Origin of the sequence: Arthrobacter sp. zg-Y1219, assembly GCF_030125545.1 — a bacterium.
Classification (GTDB): Bacteria; Actinomycetota; Actinomycetes; order Actinomycetales; family Micrococcaceae; genus Arthrobacter_B.
On sequence record NZ_JASKLY010000022.1, the window covers coordinates 12,675 to 28,014 of the forward strand.

General features: G+C 65.0%; 12 protein-coding genes. 8 read left to right on the forward strand and 4 right to left on the reverse strand.

Annotation, left to right across the window (positions count from 1 at the left end; translation table 11 throughout):
* Window positions 1–165: 165 nt before the first annotated feature.
* Window positions 166–1,143, forward strand: a complete 978-nt coding sequence (locus QNO00_RS16425; RefSeq protein ID WP_284025281.1) for an aldo/keto reductase — start codon at window positions 166–168, stop codon at window positions 1,141–1,143.
* Here QNO00_RS16425 and QNO00_RS16430 read toward each other — a convergent pair.
* The 3 genes from QNO00_RS16430 to QNO00_RS16440 all read right to left on the reverse strand — a co-directional run bounded on the left by QNO00_RS16430 (window position 1,140) and on the right by QNO00_RS16440 (window position 5,128).
* Entirely contained in the window at window positions 1,140–2,057 is a 918-nt protein-coding gene (locus QNO00_RS16430; protein ID WP_229968451.1) for a sugar ABC transporter permease, read from the reverse strand. The two genes, QNO00_RS16425 and QNO00_RS16430, sit on opposite strands and share 4 nt — an antisense overlap.
* Window positions 2,054–3,661, reverse strand: a complete 1,608-nt coding sequence (locus QNO00_RS16435) for an ABC transporter permease subunit (RefSeq protein ID WP_284025282.1) — start codon at window positions 3,659–3,661, stop codon at window positions 2,054–2,056. Before QNO00_RS16435 ends, QNO00_RS16430 begins: the two co-directional genes overlap by 4 nt.
* 177 nt (window positions 3,662–3,838) lie before the next feature.
* The gene (locus tag QNO00_RS16440) at window positions 3,839–5,128 is read right to left on the reverse strand and encodes a sugar ABC transporter substrate-binding protein (RefSeq protein WP_229968447.1); all 1,290 of its coding nucleotides are present in this window, start codon (window positions 5,126–5,128) and stop codon (window positions 3,839–3,841) included.
* A 310-nt stretch (window positions 5,129–5,438) separates the two neighbouring features.
* Here QNO00_RS16440 and QNO00_RS16445 point away from each other — a divergent pair, with 310 nt between their 5' ends.
* The 4 genes from QNO00_RS16445 (at window position 5,439) to QNO00_RS16460 (ending at window position 9,894) form a co-directional block, all read left to right on the forward strand.
* A complete protein-coding gene (locus tag QNO00_RS16445) occupies window positions 5,439–7,163 on the forward strand; it encodes a glycoside hydrolase family 13 protein (RefSeq protein ID WP_284025283.1) in 1,725 nt (574 codons plus the stop codon).
* A gap of 146 nt (window positions 7,164–7,309) precedes the next feature.
* Window positions 7,310–8,326: a LacI family DNA-binding transcriptional regulator gene (locus QNO00_RS16450; protein ID WP_229968443.1), complete on the forward strand. Its 1,017-nt coding sequence runs from the start codon at window positions 7,310–7,312 to the stop codon at window positions 8,324–8,326.
* A 131-nt stretch (window positions 8,327–8,457) separates the two neighbouring features.
* Window positions 8,458–8,823: a DoxX family protein gene (locus tag QNO00_RS16455; RefSeq protein WP_284025284.1), complete on the forward strand. Its 366-nt coding sequence runs from the start codon at window positions 8,458–8,460 to the stop codon at window positions 8,821–8,823.
* Between the two features lie 153 nt (window positions 8,824–8,976).
* Window positions 8,977–9,894 carry a hypothetical protein gene (locus tag QNO00_RS16460; protein ID WP_284025285.1) on the forward strand — a complete coding sequence of 306 codons (918 nt, stop codon included), beginning with the start codon at window positions 8,977–8,979 and terminating at the stop codon, window positions 9,892–9,894.
* Between the two features lie 157 nt (window positions 9,895–10,051).
* Here QNO00_RS16460 and QNO00_RS16465 read toward each other — a convergent pair whose 3' ends face one another.
* Window positions 10,052–11,602, reverse strand: coding sequence for an HNH endonuclease signature motif containing protein (locus tag QNO00_RS16465; RefSeq protein ID WP_284025286.1), 1,551 nt, complete (start codon window positions 11,600–11,602; stop codon window positions 10,052–10,054).
* A 748-nt stretch (window positions 11,603–12,350) separates the two neighbouring features.
* Here QNO00_RS16465 and QNO00_RS16470 point away from each other — a divergent pair.
* The 3 genes from QNO00_RS16470 (at window position 12,351) to QNO00_RS16480 (ending at window position 15,337) form a co-directional block, all read left to right on the forward strand.
* Entirely contained in the window at window positions 12,351–12,641 is a 291-nt protein-coding gene (locus QNO00_RS16470) for a DUF1540 domain-containing protein (protein ID WP_229968436.1), read from the forward strand.
* Between the two features lie 70 nt (window positions 12,642–12,711).
* Window positions 12,712–14,325 (forward strand): AMP-binding protein, encoded by a 1,614-nt coding sequence (locus QNO00_RS16475; RefSeq protein ID WP_284025287.1) that lies wholly within the window; start codon window positions 12,712–12,714, stop codon window positions 14,323–14,325.
* 97 nt (window positions 14,326–14,422) lie between these two features.
* Entirely contained in the window at window positions 14,423–15,337 is a 915-nt protein-coding gene (locus tag QNO00_RS16480) for an HNH endonuclease (RefSeq protein WP_229968432.1), read from the forward strand.
* Window positions 15,338–15,340: the final 3 nt, after the last annotated feature.

The window sequence follows — 15,340 nt, forward strand, 5'->3', positions numbered from 1 at the left end:
TATGGCGGCAAAGCCGCGTCTTGGCAGGGTCTGCGCACCGGCAGCTGCCCACGGTGCGACATCCCTGTACCGGTTACCGCCGCAGCGGTAGCATCGCCGTACGGTGCCGGTGCTTGCCTCCGCTGCCGCGAATTCCTTCCGAACGCAAAGGCCGCAATGACCGACATGAGATACGTAAAGCTGGGAAGCTCGGGAGCCATTGTGTCGGCCGTCGGTCTGGGGTGCATGACGTTCGGCGACCCCGGCCGCGGAAACCACGGGTGGACACTGCCCGGACCCGAGTCACGGCCGATCCTGCGCCGCGCCCTGGACCTGGGCATCAATTTTTTCGACACCGCCAATGTGTACTCCGCCGGGGACAGCGAGGCGATCACGGGCGCGGCCCTGGTGAACTACGCCAAGCGGGAAGAGGTGGTGATCGCCACCAAGGTCCGTGGCGAAATGGCACCCGGCCCCAACGGATGGGGGCTCTCCCGCAAGCACATCCTCTGGCAGGTGGACGAAAGCCTGCGGCGCCTGGGCACTGACTACATCGACCTGTACCAGGTCCACCGGTGGGACGGCTCAACCCCGCTGGAGGAGGTCCTGGAAACACTGGACGGGCTGGTCCGGGCCGGCAAGGTCAGGTATCTGGGGGCTTCCACCATGTACGCCTGGCAGTTTGCCCGGGCGCTGACACTGCAGCATGCCAACGGCTGGTCGCCGTTTGTGACCATGCAGGCGCATTACAACCTCGTGTACCGCGAGGAGGAACGCGAGATGATTCCGCTGTGCGAAGCCACCGGCACCGGAGTGCTGGCGTATTCGCCCCTGGCCCGGGGCCGGCTGGCCCGTGGCTGGGACCGGGTGAGCCGGCGCCAGCAGCAGGACGAACTGGGCCACTCCCTCTACTCAGGCCAGGACGTGCCCAACAGTGCCATTGCCGACGCCGTCCTCCGGGTGGCCCAACGCCACGGCGTGCCGCGTGCCCAGGTGGCCCTGGCCTGGGTCCTGACCCACCCGACGGTGACGGCACCGGTGCTGGGCGCCTCCGCCGTCGACCATCTGGATGATGCCGTGGCTGCCCTGGACCTTCGGCTCTCGCCGGAGGATCTCGAGGAGCTGGAACAGGACTACACGCCCCGGCACGTGGCTGGCTTCTAGCCCTTCACGGCTCCGGCAACCAACCCGGAGGAGATGAAGCGCTGCAGGAACAGGAACAGCACCATCACCGGCAGGGCGGCCAGGACGGCACCCGCGGAGAAGACGCCCCAGGTGCGGGACTGGCTGTCTCCGACGAAGGAATAGAGGCCCACTGCCAGCGTCTGGGTGTCCGGATCATTCAGGACAATGGAGGCGATCAGGAATTCGCCGGTTGCCGTGATGAAGGACAGCAGCCCCACAATGGCGAGGATGGGGGTGACCAGCCGCAGGATGATGGTGAAGAAAATCTGGATGTGGCTGGCACCGTCGATGCGGGCCGCCTCGTCCAGGGACTTCGGCACGGTGTTGAAGAATCCGTACATCAGATAGGTGTTCACACCCAAGGCGCCGCCGAGATAGACCATGATCAGTCCGGTCTGGCTGCCCAGGCCCAGCCACGGCACGACGTCGGAGATGCCGCTGAGCAGCAGGAAGATGGCGACGACGCCGAGCATCTGCGGAAACATCTGCAGGAGCATCAGGCTCATCAGTCCGAAACGGCGGCCCGTAAAACGCATCCGGGAGAAGGAGTACGCGGCCAAGGCGCCGAGGAACACGGTGCCGGCACTGGTGATCAACCCGACGACAAGGGTGTTCACAAACCACTTGGCGAACGGTTTCTGGGGGTCCGAGAAGAGGTTCACGAAGTTGTCGAACTCGATTGTGCCGAACAGCCCGCTCGCGGAGACCAGCGTGCCAGTGGGGCTGAGCGCGGCGGAGAGCACATAGGCCAGGGGAAAGAGCGCGAAAACTCCCATGACCAGGCCCACCAGATGCCGCCAGCCCTTGTCGCGGAACCAGACGGCGAACTTCCTGCGGGGTGCCGGAGCCGTTGGGACGGTTTTGAGTGCCGGGGTCAGAGTCGAATTGCTCATGAGTTCACTTCCTCCAGCGCCTTGGTCTGCCGGAAGCTGACCGCTGAAATGACTGCCACGATGATGAAGATGATGACGGCGAGCGCACTGGCCAGCCCGTAGTCACGCCCGGACCCCTGGCCGAACGCCACCTTGTAGACCAGCGTGATCAGCAGGTCGGTGGCGCCGATGTCCATGTTGGTGTCGGAGAACCGGGGCCCGCCGCCGGTGAGCATGAAGATCACGTTGAAGTTGTTGAAGTTGAAGGCAAAGGTGGAGATCAGCAGCGGTGCGGTGGAGACCAGCAGCAGCGGCAGCTTGATCGAGCGGAAGATCCGCCACGCGGAGGCGCCGTCCATCCGGGCGGCCTCGTTGACGTCTTCCGGGAGGGACTGCAGGGCTCCGGTGCAGACCAGGAACATGTAGGGGAACCCCAGCCACGTGTTCACCAGCAGCACGCTGAACTTCGCCAGCCACGGATCGGTCAGCCACGGAATATCGGCTCCGCCGAACAGGGAGGCGTTGATGAAGCCGAATTCCTGGTTGAGCATCCCGGACCAGACCAGCCCGGCGAGGAAGGCGGGGAAGGCATACGGCAGGATCATCACGGTGCGGTAGATCTTTTTGCCGCGCAGGTTCGGATGGTTGAACGTGAGCGCAAGGAACAGGCCCAGTCCGAAGCACAGCAGCACCGATCCGAGCGCAAACGCAAAGGTCCAGAGAATAACGCTGACGAGCGGTCCGCGCAGGTCAGGATCGGTGAACGCACGCTCAAAGTTCTCGAACCCGACACCCACCTTCCAGCCCGTGGCGAGGCGTTCGCCGTCGGCCGTTATGAAGGAACCTTCACCGCCGTCGGTGTAGACGGCTCCGGACTCGGTGTCGGTGAAGGTGTCCGCTGCTTCGTCGTAGACCAGCACCGGTTTGAAGACGTACGCATTGGAGCCGTCGGCGGTCTGCAGGATGCCCTCATCGAGGTCTTCGCCGAGGGGAACCTGGATGGCGGTGATTTCCTGCTGCGCGCCGAGCAGTTCGTTGAAGGTCAGTGTGCGGTAGCCCTCGGCGCCCACGGCCTTGCCTGTGCTGCCGAGTTCGGCGCCGTCGACATCGGCCAGCGGTTCGCCGGTGGTGCCGATCTGCACGCCGCCGTCGGGATCGGTGACCAGCAGCGACAGGACATCGCCCTTTTCCACCACAGACACCTGGTAGGCGGGGGAATCCGGAATGCGCTTCTGCGCGCTCATGGAGATGGACGAGATGGCATCGTCCTTGGTGCTGTTGTGCCCGTCACCGTAGTTGGTGAACGCGATGTAGCCGCTGTAGACCACCACGAAGACCTGAAAGACGAGCAGGAACAGGACACCGGGGGCCAGATACTTGGCCGGCAGGCCGCCGCGGCGCAGGTAAATCCAGTTGATCAGCACGGTCACGGCCGTGGCTACTGCCAGGATGGTCCATTTCTCGTTCATGAACAGGGCCATCAGGACGTAAACGGCAAACGCATCCGTCAGGCCCAGAAGCAGGATTTTGGCCAGCAGGCCGGCCGTGGAGTCCGGGCTGCGCCGGGGTTTCGTTTTTGGTGCGGGAATGTCTGAGCGGACGGGGGTGTCCAGCTGATCAACCATCGGGGTTCTCCTTGAACCGGTTCGGGCCGGGACACTGCTCCTAAAACTGCAGTGTCCCGGCCCGCGTATCTTGCATCGGCTGTGCGGCCGGTGCTGTGTCCATCTCGTGCCGTACCTGTGTCGACGTCGTGTCAGGCCCCGGCTATTCCGTGTCTGACCAGACCGGCTGATACCGGACTACTTGGCGATCTTGGCTTCGATGTTGCTGACCATGGTGGCCCAGGATTCAGCGGGATCGCCCTGGCCCTTGATGAGTGCCAGCTCGGTGCCGCCCCAGTCCGCCCAAACGGCTTCCATTTCCGGAATGGCCGGCATCGGAACGCCGTTGGCTCCGATTTCGCCGAAGGCGGCGACGATCGGGTCCGCAGCTGCCTTGTCGAAGGAGGCGGTGAGGGCCGGCGGCCGTCCGCCGCCCTCGAACATGGCGTCCTGCACGGCCTCGGTGGTCAGGTAGTTCAAGGCAAATTCGGTGGCAGCGAGGGAGTTCTGGCTCTTGGAGCTGATGAAGAACCCGTTCACGCCCACAAAGGGCTGCGCGGGCTGGTCGCCGGTGGTGGGCAGCGGGTCGACGGCGACGTTGATGCCGGCTTCCTCGGCCAGCGGCACGTTCCACGGGCCGGTGAGGAAGTACGGGGAGGCTCCGGCGTTGAACTTCTCCTTGGCGATGTCCGCTGAGATGTTGGAATTCAGGATTCCGGCGCCGCTTTCGCCCCATTCCTTCAGCTTGGCGGCAAAGGCCGCGCCGTTTTCGCTGCCCAGCTCCAGCTTGGTGGCGTCGTAGCCGCCGTCCTCATCGGTGCCGAAGACCGGAACACCCATCGAGGTCTGCAGCGGGTAGAGGTGGTAGGGATCGCCCTGCTTGGGATCCATGCCCACCAGGAACGGGAATTCGGCTCCCTTGGTGGCGACGGCGTCCTGGCCGTTGGCGATGACCTCGTCCATGGTGGTTGCCGGTTCCGGAACCAGGTCCGTGTTGCGCAGCAGGCCGATGTTCTCGATGGAGTACGGAACGCCGTAGGTGCTGCCTTCATAGGTCATTGCCGAGACGGCAGATTCCTGGAAGTCGGCTGCCTTGTCGCCCAGTTCGATCGGGGCGACGACGCCGTTGAGCACAAACTTGCCCAGCCAGTCGTGCGGCCCGACGATCAGGTCCGGGCCCTTGCCGGTGGGAACCTGGGTGATGAAGTCATCGGAAACCTGCTCGAAGTCCTTCGTGACCAGCTTGATCTCGATGCCGGTGTCTTCCTTGAACTGGGCCGTGACCTCGGTCAGTGCCGGTGAACGTTCGGCATCGACCCACATTGTGAGGGTGGTGGCGCCGGCGCTGGCGAGATCGGTGGAGTCTGCGTTGTCAGCGGCGTCGCCGCCCCCACAGGCACTCAGGACAAGGGCTGCGGTGACCGAAACGGCCCCGAGAGCGAGGGCGCGGCGGCGAGGCGCCGTCGTACCCGTGGTGTGCACCTTCATTGGTGAACCTCTCCTAGTTTTTTCAATGGTGTCCGACATTCTCAGGCTGGTGCCCGAGCCTCCTGTGCTGCTGCACCGGAAGGGTCAGGAGCAGGGGAACTCTCCATCGGGGACCTAAGTATGGAGAAAGTGTAAGCGCGTACACGGTGTGCGTCCAATCACAGACTCAGATCACACTAACCTTCCCACGTCAGAGGCACATTGCCCGCTCAGCTTCCCCGGCTGGACGGAAACTACCGTCCCTGGGAAAGCCGCAACCTGCGTGCAAGCGTTTTCATTCTGAGCCGGAGATGCCCCTAGGATGGCACCCATGCTCAGCCACTTAATTTCCGGCACCGGCGCAGAGACCGGCCCGTCCCTTGTCCCTCTGCACGCAGCCTCCAGCGAACACGATCGCCAGTGGTGGCGTTCCTCGGTGATTTACCAGGTGTATCCGCGCTCGTTCCGCGATCTCAGCGGCAACGGCGTGGGCGACCTGCCCGGCATCACGGCTGAGATGTCCTCCCTGGCCGAGCTCGACATCGATGCCCTGTGGCTCTCCCCGTTCTACACCTCACCGCAGAACGACGCCGGCTACGACGTCGCTGACTACTGCGCCGTCGATCCGCTGTTCGGCACTCTTGAGGACTTTGATGCCCTCGTTGCGAAGGCCTCCGGGCACGGCATCCGGATCATTGTGGACCTCGTTCCCAACCACTGCTCCAGCGAACACGCCCTCTTCCAGGCCGCCCTTCACTCGCCGGCGGACTCGCCTGAGCGGGACATGTTCATCTTCCGTGACGGGGCCGGCGAAAACGGCGTCCTTCCGCCCAACAACTGGCAGTCGCACTTCGGCGGATCAGCCTGGACCCGGACCACCAACACCGATGGAGCGGCCGGCCAGTGGTACCTGCACCTGTTCGACTCCAGCCAGCCGGACTTCAACTGGGACAACCCGGCGGTGCGTGCGGAGTTCGAACGCGTGCTGCGCTTCTGGCTGGACCGCGGCGTCGGCGGTTTCCGCGTGGATGTTGCCCATGCCCTGGTCAAGAAGTCCGGGCTTCCCGATTGGGGCGGCCGTGCCGACGGCGGTTCCTCGGAGGGTTTCCCCGGGCACGAGGCTCCGATGTTCGGCCAGGCGGAAGTCCACGACATCTACCGGTCCTGGCGGCGGCTGCTGGATAGCTACGACGGCGACCGCGTGCTGTGCGCCGAGGCCACCATCGATCCGCTGGACCGCCTCTCGGACTGGGTCCGCCCGGATGAGATGCACCAGACCTTCAACTTTGCCTATCTGCACCACCCCTGGCACGCCGGGGCGCTGCGCCACGTCATCTCATCGTCGTTGGAAGCCTTCGACAAGGTGGGGGCGCCCACCACCTGGGTGCTTTCAAACCACGACGTCGTGCGCCATGCCACGCGCTTTGGTCTCGAGGACCAGCAGGAACGCCCGGGCGACGGTCTGGGGCCGGAGGACCCGCAGCCCAACCACGCCCTGGGACTCTCCCGGGCACGAGCTGCCACCTTGCTGATGCTGGCCCTGCCCGGCGGCGTCTACCTCTATCAGGGGGAGGAATTGGGTCTGCCGGACCACACCACCATGCCGCACGACTTCCGCCAGGATCCCACCTACCACCGCACCGGCGGCGCCCGCCTGGGACGTGACGGCTGCCGGATTCCCCTGCCCTGGTACTCCGCGGCTGACAGCTTCGGCTTCAGCAGCACCGGTTCGGCTTGGCTGCCCCAGCCTGCCGACTGGGCGTCGCTGGCCCGCGATGTCCAGCGCGAGGATCCGAACTCGACGCTGAACCTGTACCGCAGCGCGCTGGCCGTGCGTCGGGAATATGCCCTCGGTGCCGGTTCGCTGGCCTGGTGGCCCGACGTCGATCCGGACGCCGTCGTCGCCTTCCTGAACGGCACCGTCCTGACTGTGCTGAACATGGGCACCGAACCGATGTCCCTGCCCTCCGGGGAGGTTCTGGTGACCAGCGAAGCCGGTGCCGCGGCTGACGGTTTCCTGCTCCCCAACCACGCTGTCTGGCTCCGGCTAAGCTAAATGCGGAAAAGGCACCGGGCTTCCGGGTCCGGTGCTTCAGCTGGGCGCTGCTGCTGTCAGGGTGCGGCAGCCCCATAAGCCTTCTGAACAGTGCAGGTACTGAATCGCACATCTGCGTCATGCAGTTGCTGAATCGAGGACAAATCGTGGCAGGGATCAAAGAGGTGGCCGCGCGCGCCGGTGTCTCTTCAGCTACGGTCTCCCGTGCCTTCAGCGGCAACGGAAAGGTCTCCGAGGCCACCCGCCGCAAGGTTCAGGCCGCAGCCGACGAGCTGGGCTTTGTCATTTCCTACAACGCGTCGTCGCTGGCTTCCGGCCGCAGCCGCAACATTGGAATTGTCATGCCCACCGTCGGCCGCTGGTATTTCTCCCAGGTCCTCGAAGGCGCTGCCGCTGCACTCATCGATGCGGGCTATGACCTCACGCTTTACAACACCGGCGACAGCCCCGGACACCGCGAGAGTGTGCTGACCGAGATGCTGCGCCGCAAACGGCTCGACGCCGTCATAGCGGTGGCGCTGAAACTCACCGACGAGGAGCTGTCCCAACTGCACGCCGTCGGCAAGCCCATTGTCGCCATCGGCGGTCCCCTGCCGCAGACCCACACCATCCGCGTGGACGAGGCCAACATCTCGGCGCTCGCCACCGAGCACCTCATTGCTCTCGGTCATACCCGAATTGCCCACATTGGAGGTGGCGAAGAGCTCGAGCGCGATTTTCGGATGGGCAGCACCCGCCGGGACGGTTACGAACAGGCCATGGGCCGTGCCGGTCTGAAATGCGTGCACATCAACAGCCCCGACTTTTCCGTGGGCAGCGGAGTTCACGCCGCCAAGACTCTCCTGGCCGCTCCGGGCCGGCCCACTGGCATTTTTTGCGCCTCGGACGAGATCGCCATCGGCACCATCCTTGCGGCCAAGAGTCTGGGACTGCGTGTTCCGGAGGACCTGTCGGTGATCGGCATTGACGGGCATGAGCTCGGGGAGGTCTTTGGGCTGACCACCATCAGCCAGGATCCGCGGGGCCAGGGAGCTGCCGCCGTCGCCGCCGTCCTTTCCCTCCTCCAGCAGGAGCCGCTCGAAGCAGACTGGACTCAGCGTTTCTACCCCACCGAGTTCGTGGTCCGCTCCAGCACTTCGGTTCCCGCGGACCTGCACAGCTGATCCGCGGGCTGCGGCCTCCGCTCCGGGAATCAGCGGCTCCGCCGTCGTGCTGGCCGTTGCCCTCGTCTTCGCCAGCCAACCGTGCTTGACTGGAATGTCAGTTCGTCCGGCCGAAAGAACACCGCTCCCCCATGTCCCTTTTTCTCTGGATTCTGCAGATCGTTCTGGCCATCATGTTCATGGGAATTGGCGGGCAGCGGCTGACGCGCCCCGCCAGGCACTTGAGGAAACTGCCGTGGACAGACGGTTATCCGGTGGCCGCCATCCGCGCCCTTGGTGCAGTGGAGCTAACCGCGGGCCTGTTCCTGTTGCTTCCCGGATTTCTGGGCTGGACGCCCATCCTGACCACCGCCGCTGCCGCAGGCCTGGTGGTCCTCATGGCCTTGGCCGTAGCGATGCATCTGCGCCGGGGACAGCGCCAGGCCGCTGTCCTCCCGGCTATCCTTCTGGTGATGGCAGCCATAGTGGTGTGGGGCCGGCTGACTCAAATGCTGTGAGCTCGTTTTGATGAGCCCTAAGGTTGTGGAGTCCGGGAATGGGAAGCCTTGAATGGGCAGCCATGGAAGGTGAGCGCGGGAAGGTAACCACGGGAAGATGAGCGGAGCGGGATGGCGGACAAGGCAGAGACCGTAGCTGAGTTGTATGCCCTCATGCCCGATGCCTTCACGGAAGCCCGCAACCAGCGCGCAGCCGCTGCGACCAAAGGCGGGGACAAGGAATTGGGTAAAGCCCTACGCACCCTGCCGAAACCCTCTGCCGGTGCGTGGCTGGTCAACATGCTGACCCTGCATCGTCCGGAGCTGATCTCCGAGGTCCTCGAACTGGGCGCCGTCCTGCGGGAAGCGCAAACCGATATGGATCAGCAGCAGCTGCGCCAGCTCAGTGGTGAGCGCCAACGCCTGCTCCGGTCTGCCGCGCGGGAAGCCCGGAGTCTCGCCGAAGAATTGGGGCGTCCGGTCAGTGCCGCAGTGGGCGCGGAAGTGGAACAAACACTCTGGGCCGCGATGACCGATGCCGATGCTGCCGCCGCGGCAGCCAGCGGTCAGCTAGTTCGGGCGCTGGAAGCCAATGGCTGGGAGCCGGTGCAGCTGGAGGGCGCCGTTGCGGACCCCTCCTCGGTTCGGCAGCTGACTGCCGGGGGAACGCCGCGGCAACCATCCGCAACCGGAACCGGTACTCGCGGCTCTGGGGCCGGGGATGGGGAAGGTGCTGATGGTGGAGCCGGTAAAGGTTCTGCCGTGCAGGCGAGGAAGGAAAAAGCTGCGGCAGCCCGCGCGCTTCGCGCGGCGCGGACATCATTGGCGGATGCAGAGCGGGACGCAGCGCAGGCTGAGGACGCTCTGAAGGCGGCCCAAGATGAGGTCGATGCTGTTGATGACCGCCGCGACGAGCTGACAGACGAAATTGACGAACTGCGTGAGCGGATCCGAGATCTCGAGCGTGAAGTGGCTGCCGTCGACCGCCGTGCGGGCACCCTCGAACGGGCACGCGATAGTGCCCGCCGCACAGCGCGTGCGGCCCGACGGGCCGTGGAGAAAGCCCAGGCCAAGCTGGAGGGTTTGGGGTAGCTCCAGAGAGGCCGGGCTCCAGCCGCCAGCCCTGTACGGCTCCAGCCGCCAGCCCTGTCCTGCTGCAGCTGGCCCCCAGCTGGTTCCAGCTGGCCCCCAGCTGGTTCCAGCGGGTTCCAGCTGCGAGCCCTTCCGAATCTCGATGAATCAGTTCGCCCTAGAAGGGCGGCGGGTCGTCTCCGTAGTCGTCCGGATCATCTGGAGCGCTCGGGCCATCTGGAGCGCTTGGTCCGCCGGGAGCACTTGGAGCGCTTGGTCCGCCGGCATCATTGGCCCGTGATGGACCAATGCCCGCCGCCTTGCCTCCGCCATTCGCCTGACCGCTATTCGCGGTGATGTCCGGGCGCAATTGGCCGCCGTCATCGCCGCAGCATTCCCGGGACAGGCTCAGTTGCGGTTCCGTCCGGTAACACCTGCCGCCCGGCGAGGTCCACTCAATCACCCCGGGACGAGGCTGCCTGGCCTTCCAAAACCCTTCGGATTTGAACATGTGATGCCGCCGGCACAAATGCTCTAAATTGTCATGATCAGTCGGCCCGCCCTGCGCCCAGGGCTTGGTGTGGTCAATCTCGGAAATTACCGCATTGGTCCGGCACCCCGGGAAGCGGCAGGTCCCGTCCCGCACCCGCAGGACCCGTTTCAATCCGTCGGGAACTTTTCGTCTTTTTCCGACCCGCAGGATCTCCTCGGTGTCCGGATCGCGTTCCACCGGGGTCCATTTCATGGCCTCGCGGGCCATCCGCCGGGCCGTTACGGGACTGATGGGCCCGTATCCGTTCAGTTCGGCCGGCTGGTCATCGGCTCCGAAGAGGGTTTCGGCGTTGATCATCACCAGAATCTCCGTCCGAGCCCTGGGACCATGGCCAATCCGACAGGACCCGGACCCGGACCCGGACCCCTTCCCTGAACCCTTGCCGGAACCGGAACCCTTACTGCGCCCTTTGTCCGTCTTGCTCTTCGCACCCGAACCAGTGCCGCCGCTGTCTCCGCTCCTCCGGCCGCTGCCGCCTTTGCTGCCTTTGCCACGGCCGCCACCACCGTTTCTGTTGCTGCACTCGTCCCCGCACTCATGGTCATGGCCGCCGAGCAAGTCCGTGAGGATATCCGTGCGCAACTGATCCACCGTGCGCGTGTCCCCGGCGGCCTGCTCACCCCGGGCCGCAACACTGAGCTGAGTAAAAATCGCTTGGGCTTTCTCGGCAGGCAGCAACGCCGAGAGCCAGGACATCCCGTCCGGCTCCGGACGCACCCACACCGTCCGCTGCTCAAACGCCGTCGCCTGCCGCTGCACGATGGTTTCCGGATAGTACTTCTCCCGCAGCCGGTGAGCCTTCACCCGGAACTGGGTTTTGGTCTGGCCCGCCGCCATCCCCAGCAGCTCCGCTTCGAATCCGGGCAGCTCGCCCGGCACCACGCCCACGCACTGCTCCACCAAGGTCTCGACGTGCCCGTAACTGATCTGCCCGGCCTCCAACGCCTTCAGTGTGGCCGTGTTTTTGGTGCAGAGATCACCGGCCTGACTCATCAACGCCTTTCCGGTACCGGTGGGAACTCCCAGAATGGTTGCGGCTTCCTCCGCGGCGAGGCTGAACGCCATTTCCGCGTCCCGCAACCCGGTAACGGATAGCGTCTCGTCCTCGTAGACGGTCTGCAGCCGGGACAGGACCCGAGCCTGCTGCGCCTGCGCCCACCGGATCAAATGATCCAATCGCAACAAGGCCCCACCGACTTCAGCCTCGGTCAGGGACTCCACGTTCTGCAGGGCCAGCAACCCGGTAAACCCGTCCCGGTAACCGGTGTCGGACGGCCCCGGGGAATGGACGGAATTATCAGAGGAGGCAGGGGCCTGAGGACCACCGGATCCTTGAACTTCAGCTCCGTCACTGACAGCTGGATCAGTTCCGACAACGCCCGGCTCGGCAAGGAAAACCGACAGGCTGGAGTTTGCAGCCTGTCCATGTCCAGTGCCGGGAGTCCCGGTCGAAGATCCGTTCTGATCCATGACTTCAGACTTTCACCCGGCACTGACATTTCCGGGTTCAAGAAGCGCCAAAACCACCCCAAAACAGGCCAAAACAGGCCCTTTTTAGACTCTCAAATACCCCACTTTTGCGGGCAACTACTTGCTGCGAAGAGTGGATACCCGCTCGTGCAGGGGCAACTCATACATCCCAGACAAACCGGGCAGAACGGATGCCTCACCGACGTGCTTCCCCGACGGCGCCCACCGAACAGTGCCACCGAAGAGGTCCATCAGAACAGCATGGAGGAGTCGTCGAAGGAGGGATCGAATCAGCCCGCCCGGGGAGCCTTGAGCACCCCTCGGCACGCCTCCCCCGACGTGCGCTGCGGCGTGGCAGACATCCGGAAATACGTGCAACATATTCGCCCTAATTATCGGCGGACAACGGTGGTACGTTCGAAATTCGACAGACATAACTCCCTCTGGAGGAATCATGACTGATCATGTAGCGCCCGTCAGCGATTGCGCCGTCCACAGCTGCGATTTCAACCACGACGGCTGCACCGCTTACGCCATCACAGTCGGCGGCACCCCCGACCACGCGAGCTGCTCCACCTTTATCGACACGGCTGAAACCGGAGGCCTGCCCAAGGTTCTTGCATCGGTCGGAGCCTGCCTGCGGAGCGAGTGCCGGCATAACGACCACCTCATGTGCAATGCCCACGATGTCAAAGTCGGCCCCGGTTCCGAGCTGGCGGACTGCCTAACCTACCAGCCCCGCTAGGCACAATGTGTGATCCAAGCCTCAAAAACCCTGTAGCGTTGGAGGCGATTAACCGCCTCAAAGGAGAACAATGCCAGGCTTGGATACCGCTTTGACACCGCTTCGCTTCCTCGAACGCGCGGCGCAGGTCCACCCGACAAAGACAGCGGTAATAGACGGCAATCGCCGCCTGACCTACCGGGAGTTTGCGGAAGCAGTAACCCGCACCGCGCACGCCCTGCTGGCCTCAGGCCTCCAGCCGGGAGGCCGGGCCGCGTTCCTCGGCACGAACTCCGCCGAGCTGCTGATAGCCCACTACGCCGTGCCCCTGGCCGGAGGTGTCCTCGTTCCGCTGAACACCCGGTTGTCTCCGCCCGAGGTCGCCTATATCTGCAACCATTCCGGCGCCACTTTGCTGTTCGGGGATCCGGACCTGCTGCTCGGCCTGGGCTCGCCCGAACTGAACACGGTCGAGGAGATCTTTTCCGTCCCCCTCCAGGACGGCGCCGCCGACACGGTGGAGGGCACGACGTCGTACGCTGATTTCCTCGCCCGCGGCACCGACAGCCCGCTCCCCTGGGAAGTCGCGGACGAAAACACAGTCATCACGCTGAACTACACCTCCGGCACCACCGGGCGGCCCAAGGGCGTGATGTACACGCACCGCGGCGCGTACCTGAATTCGCTCGGCGAGCTGCATCACCAGGGGTTCGGCGCAGACACCGTTTATCTCTGGACCCTGCCGATGTTCCATTGCAACGGCTGGTGCACCACGTGGGCACTGACCGCAGCTTCCGGAACCCATGTCTGCCTGCGCGCGGTCCGCGGCCCGGAGATCTGGCGGTTGATCGACTCCTGCGGCGTGGACCACCTGGCCGGTGCCCCAACGGTCCTCAGCGCCATCGCCACGGCCGCGGAGGCTCATGAGTTGGCGCACCCGCTGACCATTGTGACTGCCGGGGCGCCGCCCAGCCCCACCATCATCACCAAGATCCACCAGCTCCGGGCCACGGTGGTGCATGTCTACGGGCTTACCGAGTCCTATGGTCCGTACGCGGTCTGCGAACCGCAGGCAGCTTGGGCGGAGCTCGACGGCGATGCCTTGGCCCGGAACATGGCTCGGCAGGGTGTGGGCATGCTGACCTCGGACCGGCTGCGCGTGGTCCGCGACGAGGTCGGGGCCTCCGGAGACCTGATTGATGTGGCGGACGACGGCGTGGAAATGGGCGAGATTGTCATGCGCGGAAATTCAGTGATGAAAGGCTATTACCGTGACGACGCCGGAACCGCCGATGCCTTCCGCGGCGGCTGGTTCCGCACAGGGGATCTCGGCGTCATGCACGCCGACGGTTATGTCCAGCTGCTGGACCGTTCCAAGGACGTGGTGGTCTCCGGCGGTGAGAACATCTCCACCATCGAAGTGGAACAGGCACTGGCCAGCCATCCCGCCGTCGCCGACGTGGCAGTGATCGGCGTTCCGGATGACCGCTGGGGCGAGCGGCCCAAGGCTTTCGTGGTCCTCGCACCGGGCCGGATGGTCACCGAGGAGGACCTCCTGTCCCATGTAAAGTCCCAGATCGCTTCCTACAAGGCACCGCGGTCAGTGGAGTTCATCATTGACCTGCCCAAGACATCCACCGGAAAAATCCGCAAGAATGAACTGCGGTCGCTGGAATGGGAGGGCCGGGAAGCACGCATCAACTGAGGACCGCCTGCTGGGGCGTCCTGCCGGCCGAGAGCGTTCGTCCACCCAGGATCCTCATCATCCGAGCCGCACGCAGAACAACAAACAAGGAGTTTTTATGGCAGCCGTCGTACTGGGCTGGAACCCTGCCACAGCGTTTGGCGCAGGGCCTGGACGTACGGACTACCGGATGGCGGCCTCCACCGTGCACCGCACCGGACTTTTTGGCACCAGGTGGCGTGTGGGGCGCGGACAGCGGCTGGATCCCGGAACAGACGTGTGGCTGTTCGCTCAGGGCCGGCACGGCCGAGGGCTGCTGGGACACGGCGTGGTTGCCTCCGCGCCCCAGCCCGGCGCGGCGCTGCCGGCCAGGCTGGGGCTCCTCGCGGGCATCGTCTTTGACCTGCTCCTGCCACCGGGGGATGCCCTGTCCGCGGACGAACTGCCGGCCAGCGTCCCGGAGCTGAACTGGAATGCCGTCCGCAGCACGGGCACCGTCGTGCCGCCCCAGGCCGAAGCACCGCTGCGTTCGACTTGGACCGCGTTCCTGCGCTCACGACCTGTTCCGCAGGAGTGGCTGGGAGCGGCGGACCCGACAATTCCCCTTCCGGGGAGCCTCCCCCAGGACAGCCTGCGCCAAGTCGCCGTCAACCGCTACGAACACGACCCCGACGCCGTGCGGCAGTGCGTCGCGTTCCACGGCACGTCGTGCTCAGCCTGCGGCTTGTCGATGGAACAGATCTACGGGCCACCCGGTGCCTCCTTCGTGCAGGTCCATCACATCGTTCCGCCGGCCTCCATCACCCCTGACTACACGCTGGATCCCGTGGCGGACCTGCTGCCGCTGTGTCCCAACTGTCATGCAATAGCTCACCGCGGGGTGCCTGATCCCTACACCCCGAACGAGCTGCGCCGGATGCTGGAGTCCGCCGCCGGACCGCGGCCCGACCGTAATCCGATTCCGGGCTCCGTCCCCACCGCCGAGGAGCTGCGCGCCCAAGCGGACGCGGATCGCCTTCGGGACAACCGGTAAAGG

Excerpts from the sequence above, each read along its gene's own strand:
- QNO00_RS16425 (WP_284025281.1), top strand. The coding sequence starts at position 166 with ATGAGATACGTAAAGCTGGGAAGCTCGGGAGCCATTGTGTCGGCCGTC.
- QNO00_RS16430 (WP_229968451.1), bottom strand. The coding sequence starts at position 2,057 with ATGAGCAATTCGACTCTGACCCCGGCACTCAAAACCGTCCCAACGGCT.
- QNO00_RS16435 (WP_284025282.1), bottom strand. The coding sequence starts at position 3,661 with ATGGTTGATCAGCTGGACACCCCCGTCCGCTCAGACATTCCCGCACCA.
- QNO00_RS16440 (WP_229968447.1), bottom strand. The coding sequence starts at position 5,128 with ATGAAGGTGCACACCACGGGTACGACGGCGCCTCGCCGCCGCGCCCTC.
- QNO00_RS16445 (WP_284025283.1), top strand. The coding sequence starts at position 5,439 with ATGCTCAGCCACTTAATTTCCGGCACCGGCGCAGAGACCGGCCCGTCC.
- QNO00_RS16455 (WP_284025284.1), top strand. The coding sequence starts at position 8,458 with ATGTCCCTTTTTCTCTGGATTCTGCAGATCGTTCTGGCCATCATGTTC.
- QNO00_RS16460 (WP_284025285.1), top strand. The coding sequence starts at position 8,977 with ATGCCCGATGCCTTCACGGAAGCCCGCAACCAGCGCGCAGCCGCTGCG.
- QNO00_RS16470 (WP_229968436.1), top strand. The coding sequence starts at position 12,351 with ATGACTGATCATGTAGCGCCCGTCAGCGATTGCGCCGTCCACAGCTGC.
- QNO00_RS16475 (WP_284025287.1), top strand. The coding sequence starts at position 12,712 with ATGCCAGGCTTGGATACCGCTTTGACACCGCTTCGCTTCCTCGAACGC.
- QNO00_RS16480 (WP_229968432.1), top strand. The coding sequence starts at position 14,423 with ATGGCAGCCGTCGTACTGGGCTGGAACCCTGCCACAGCGTTTGGCGCA.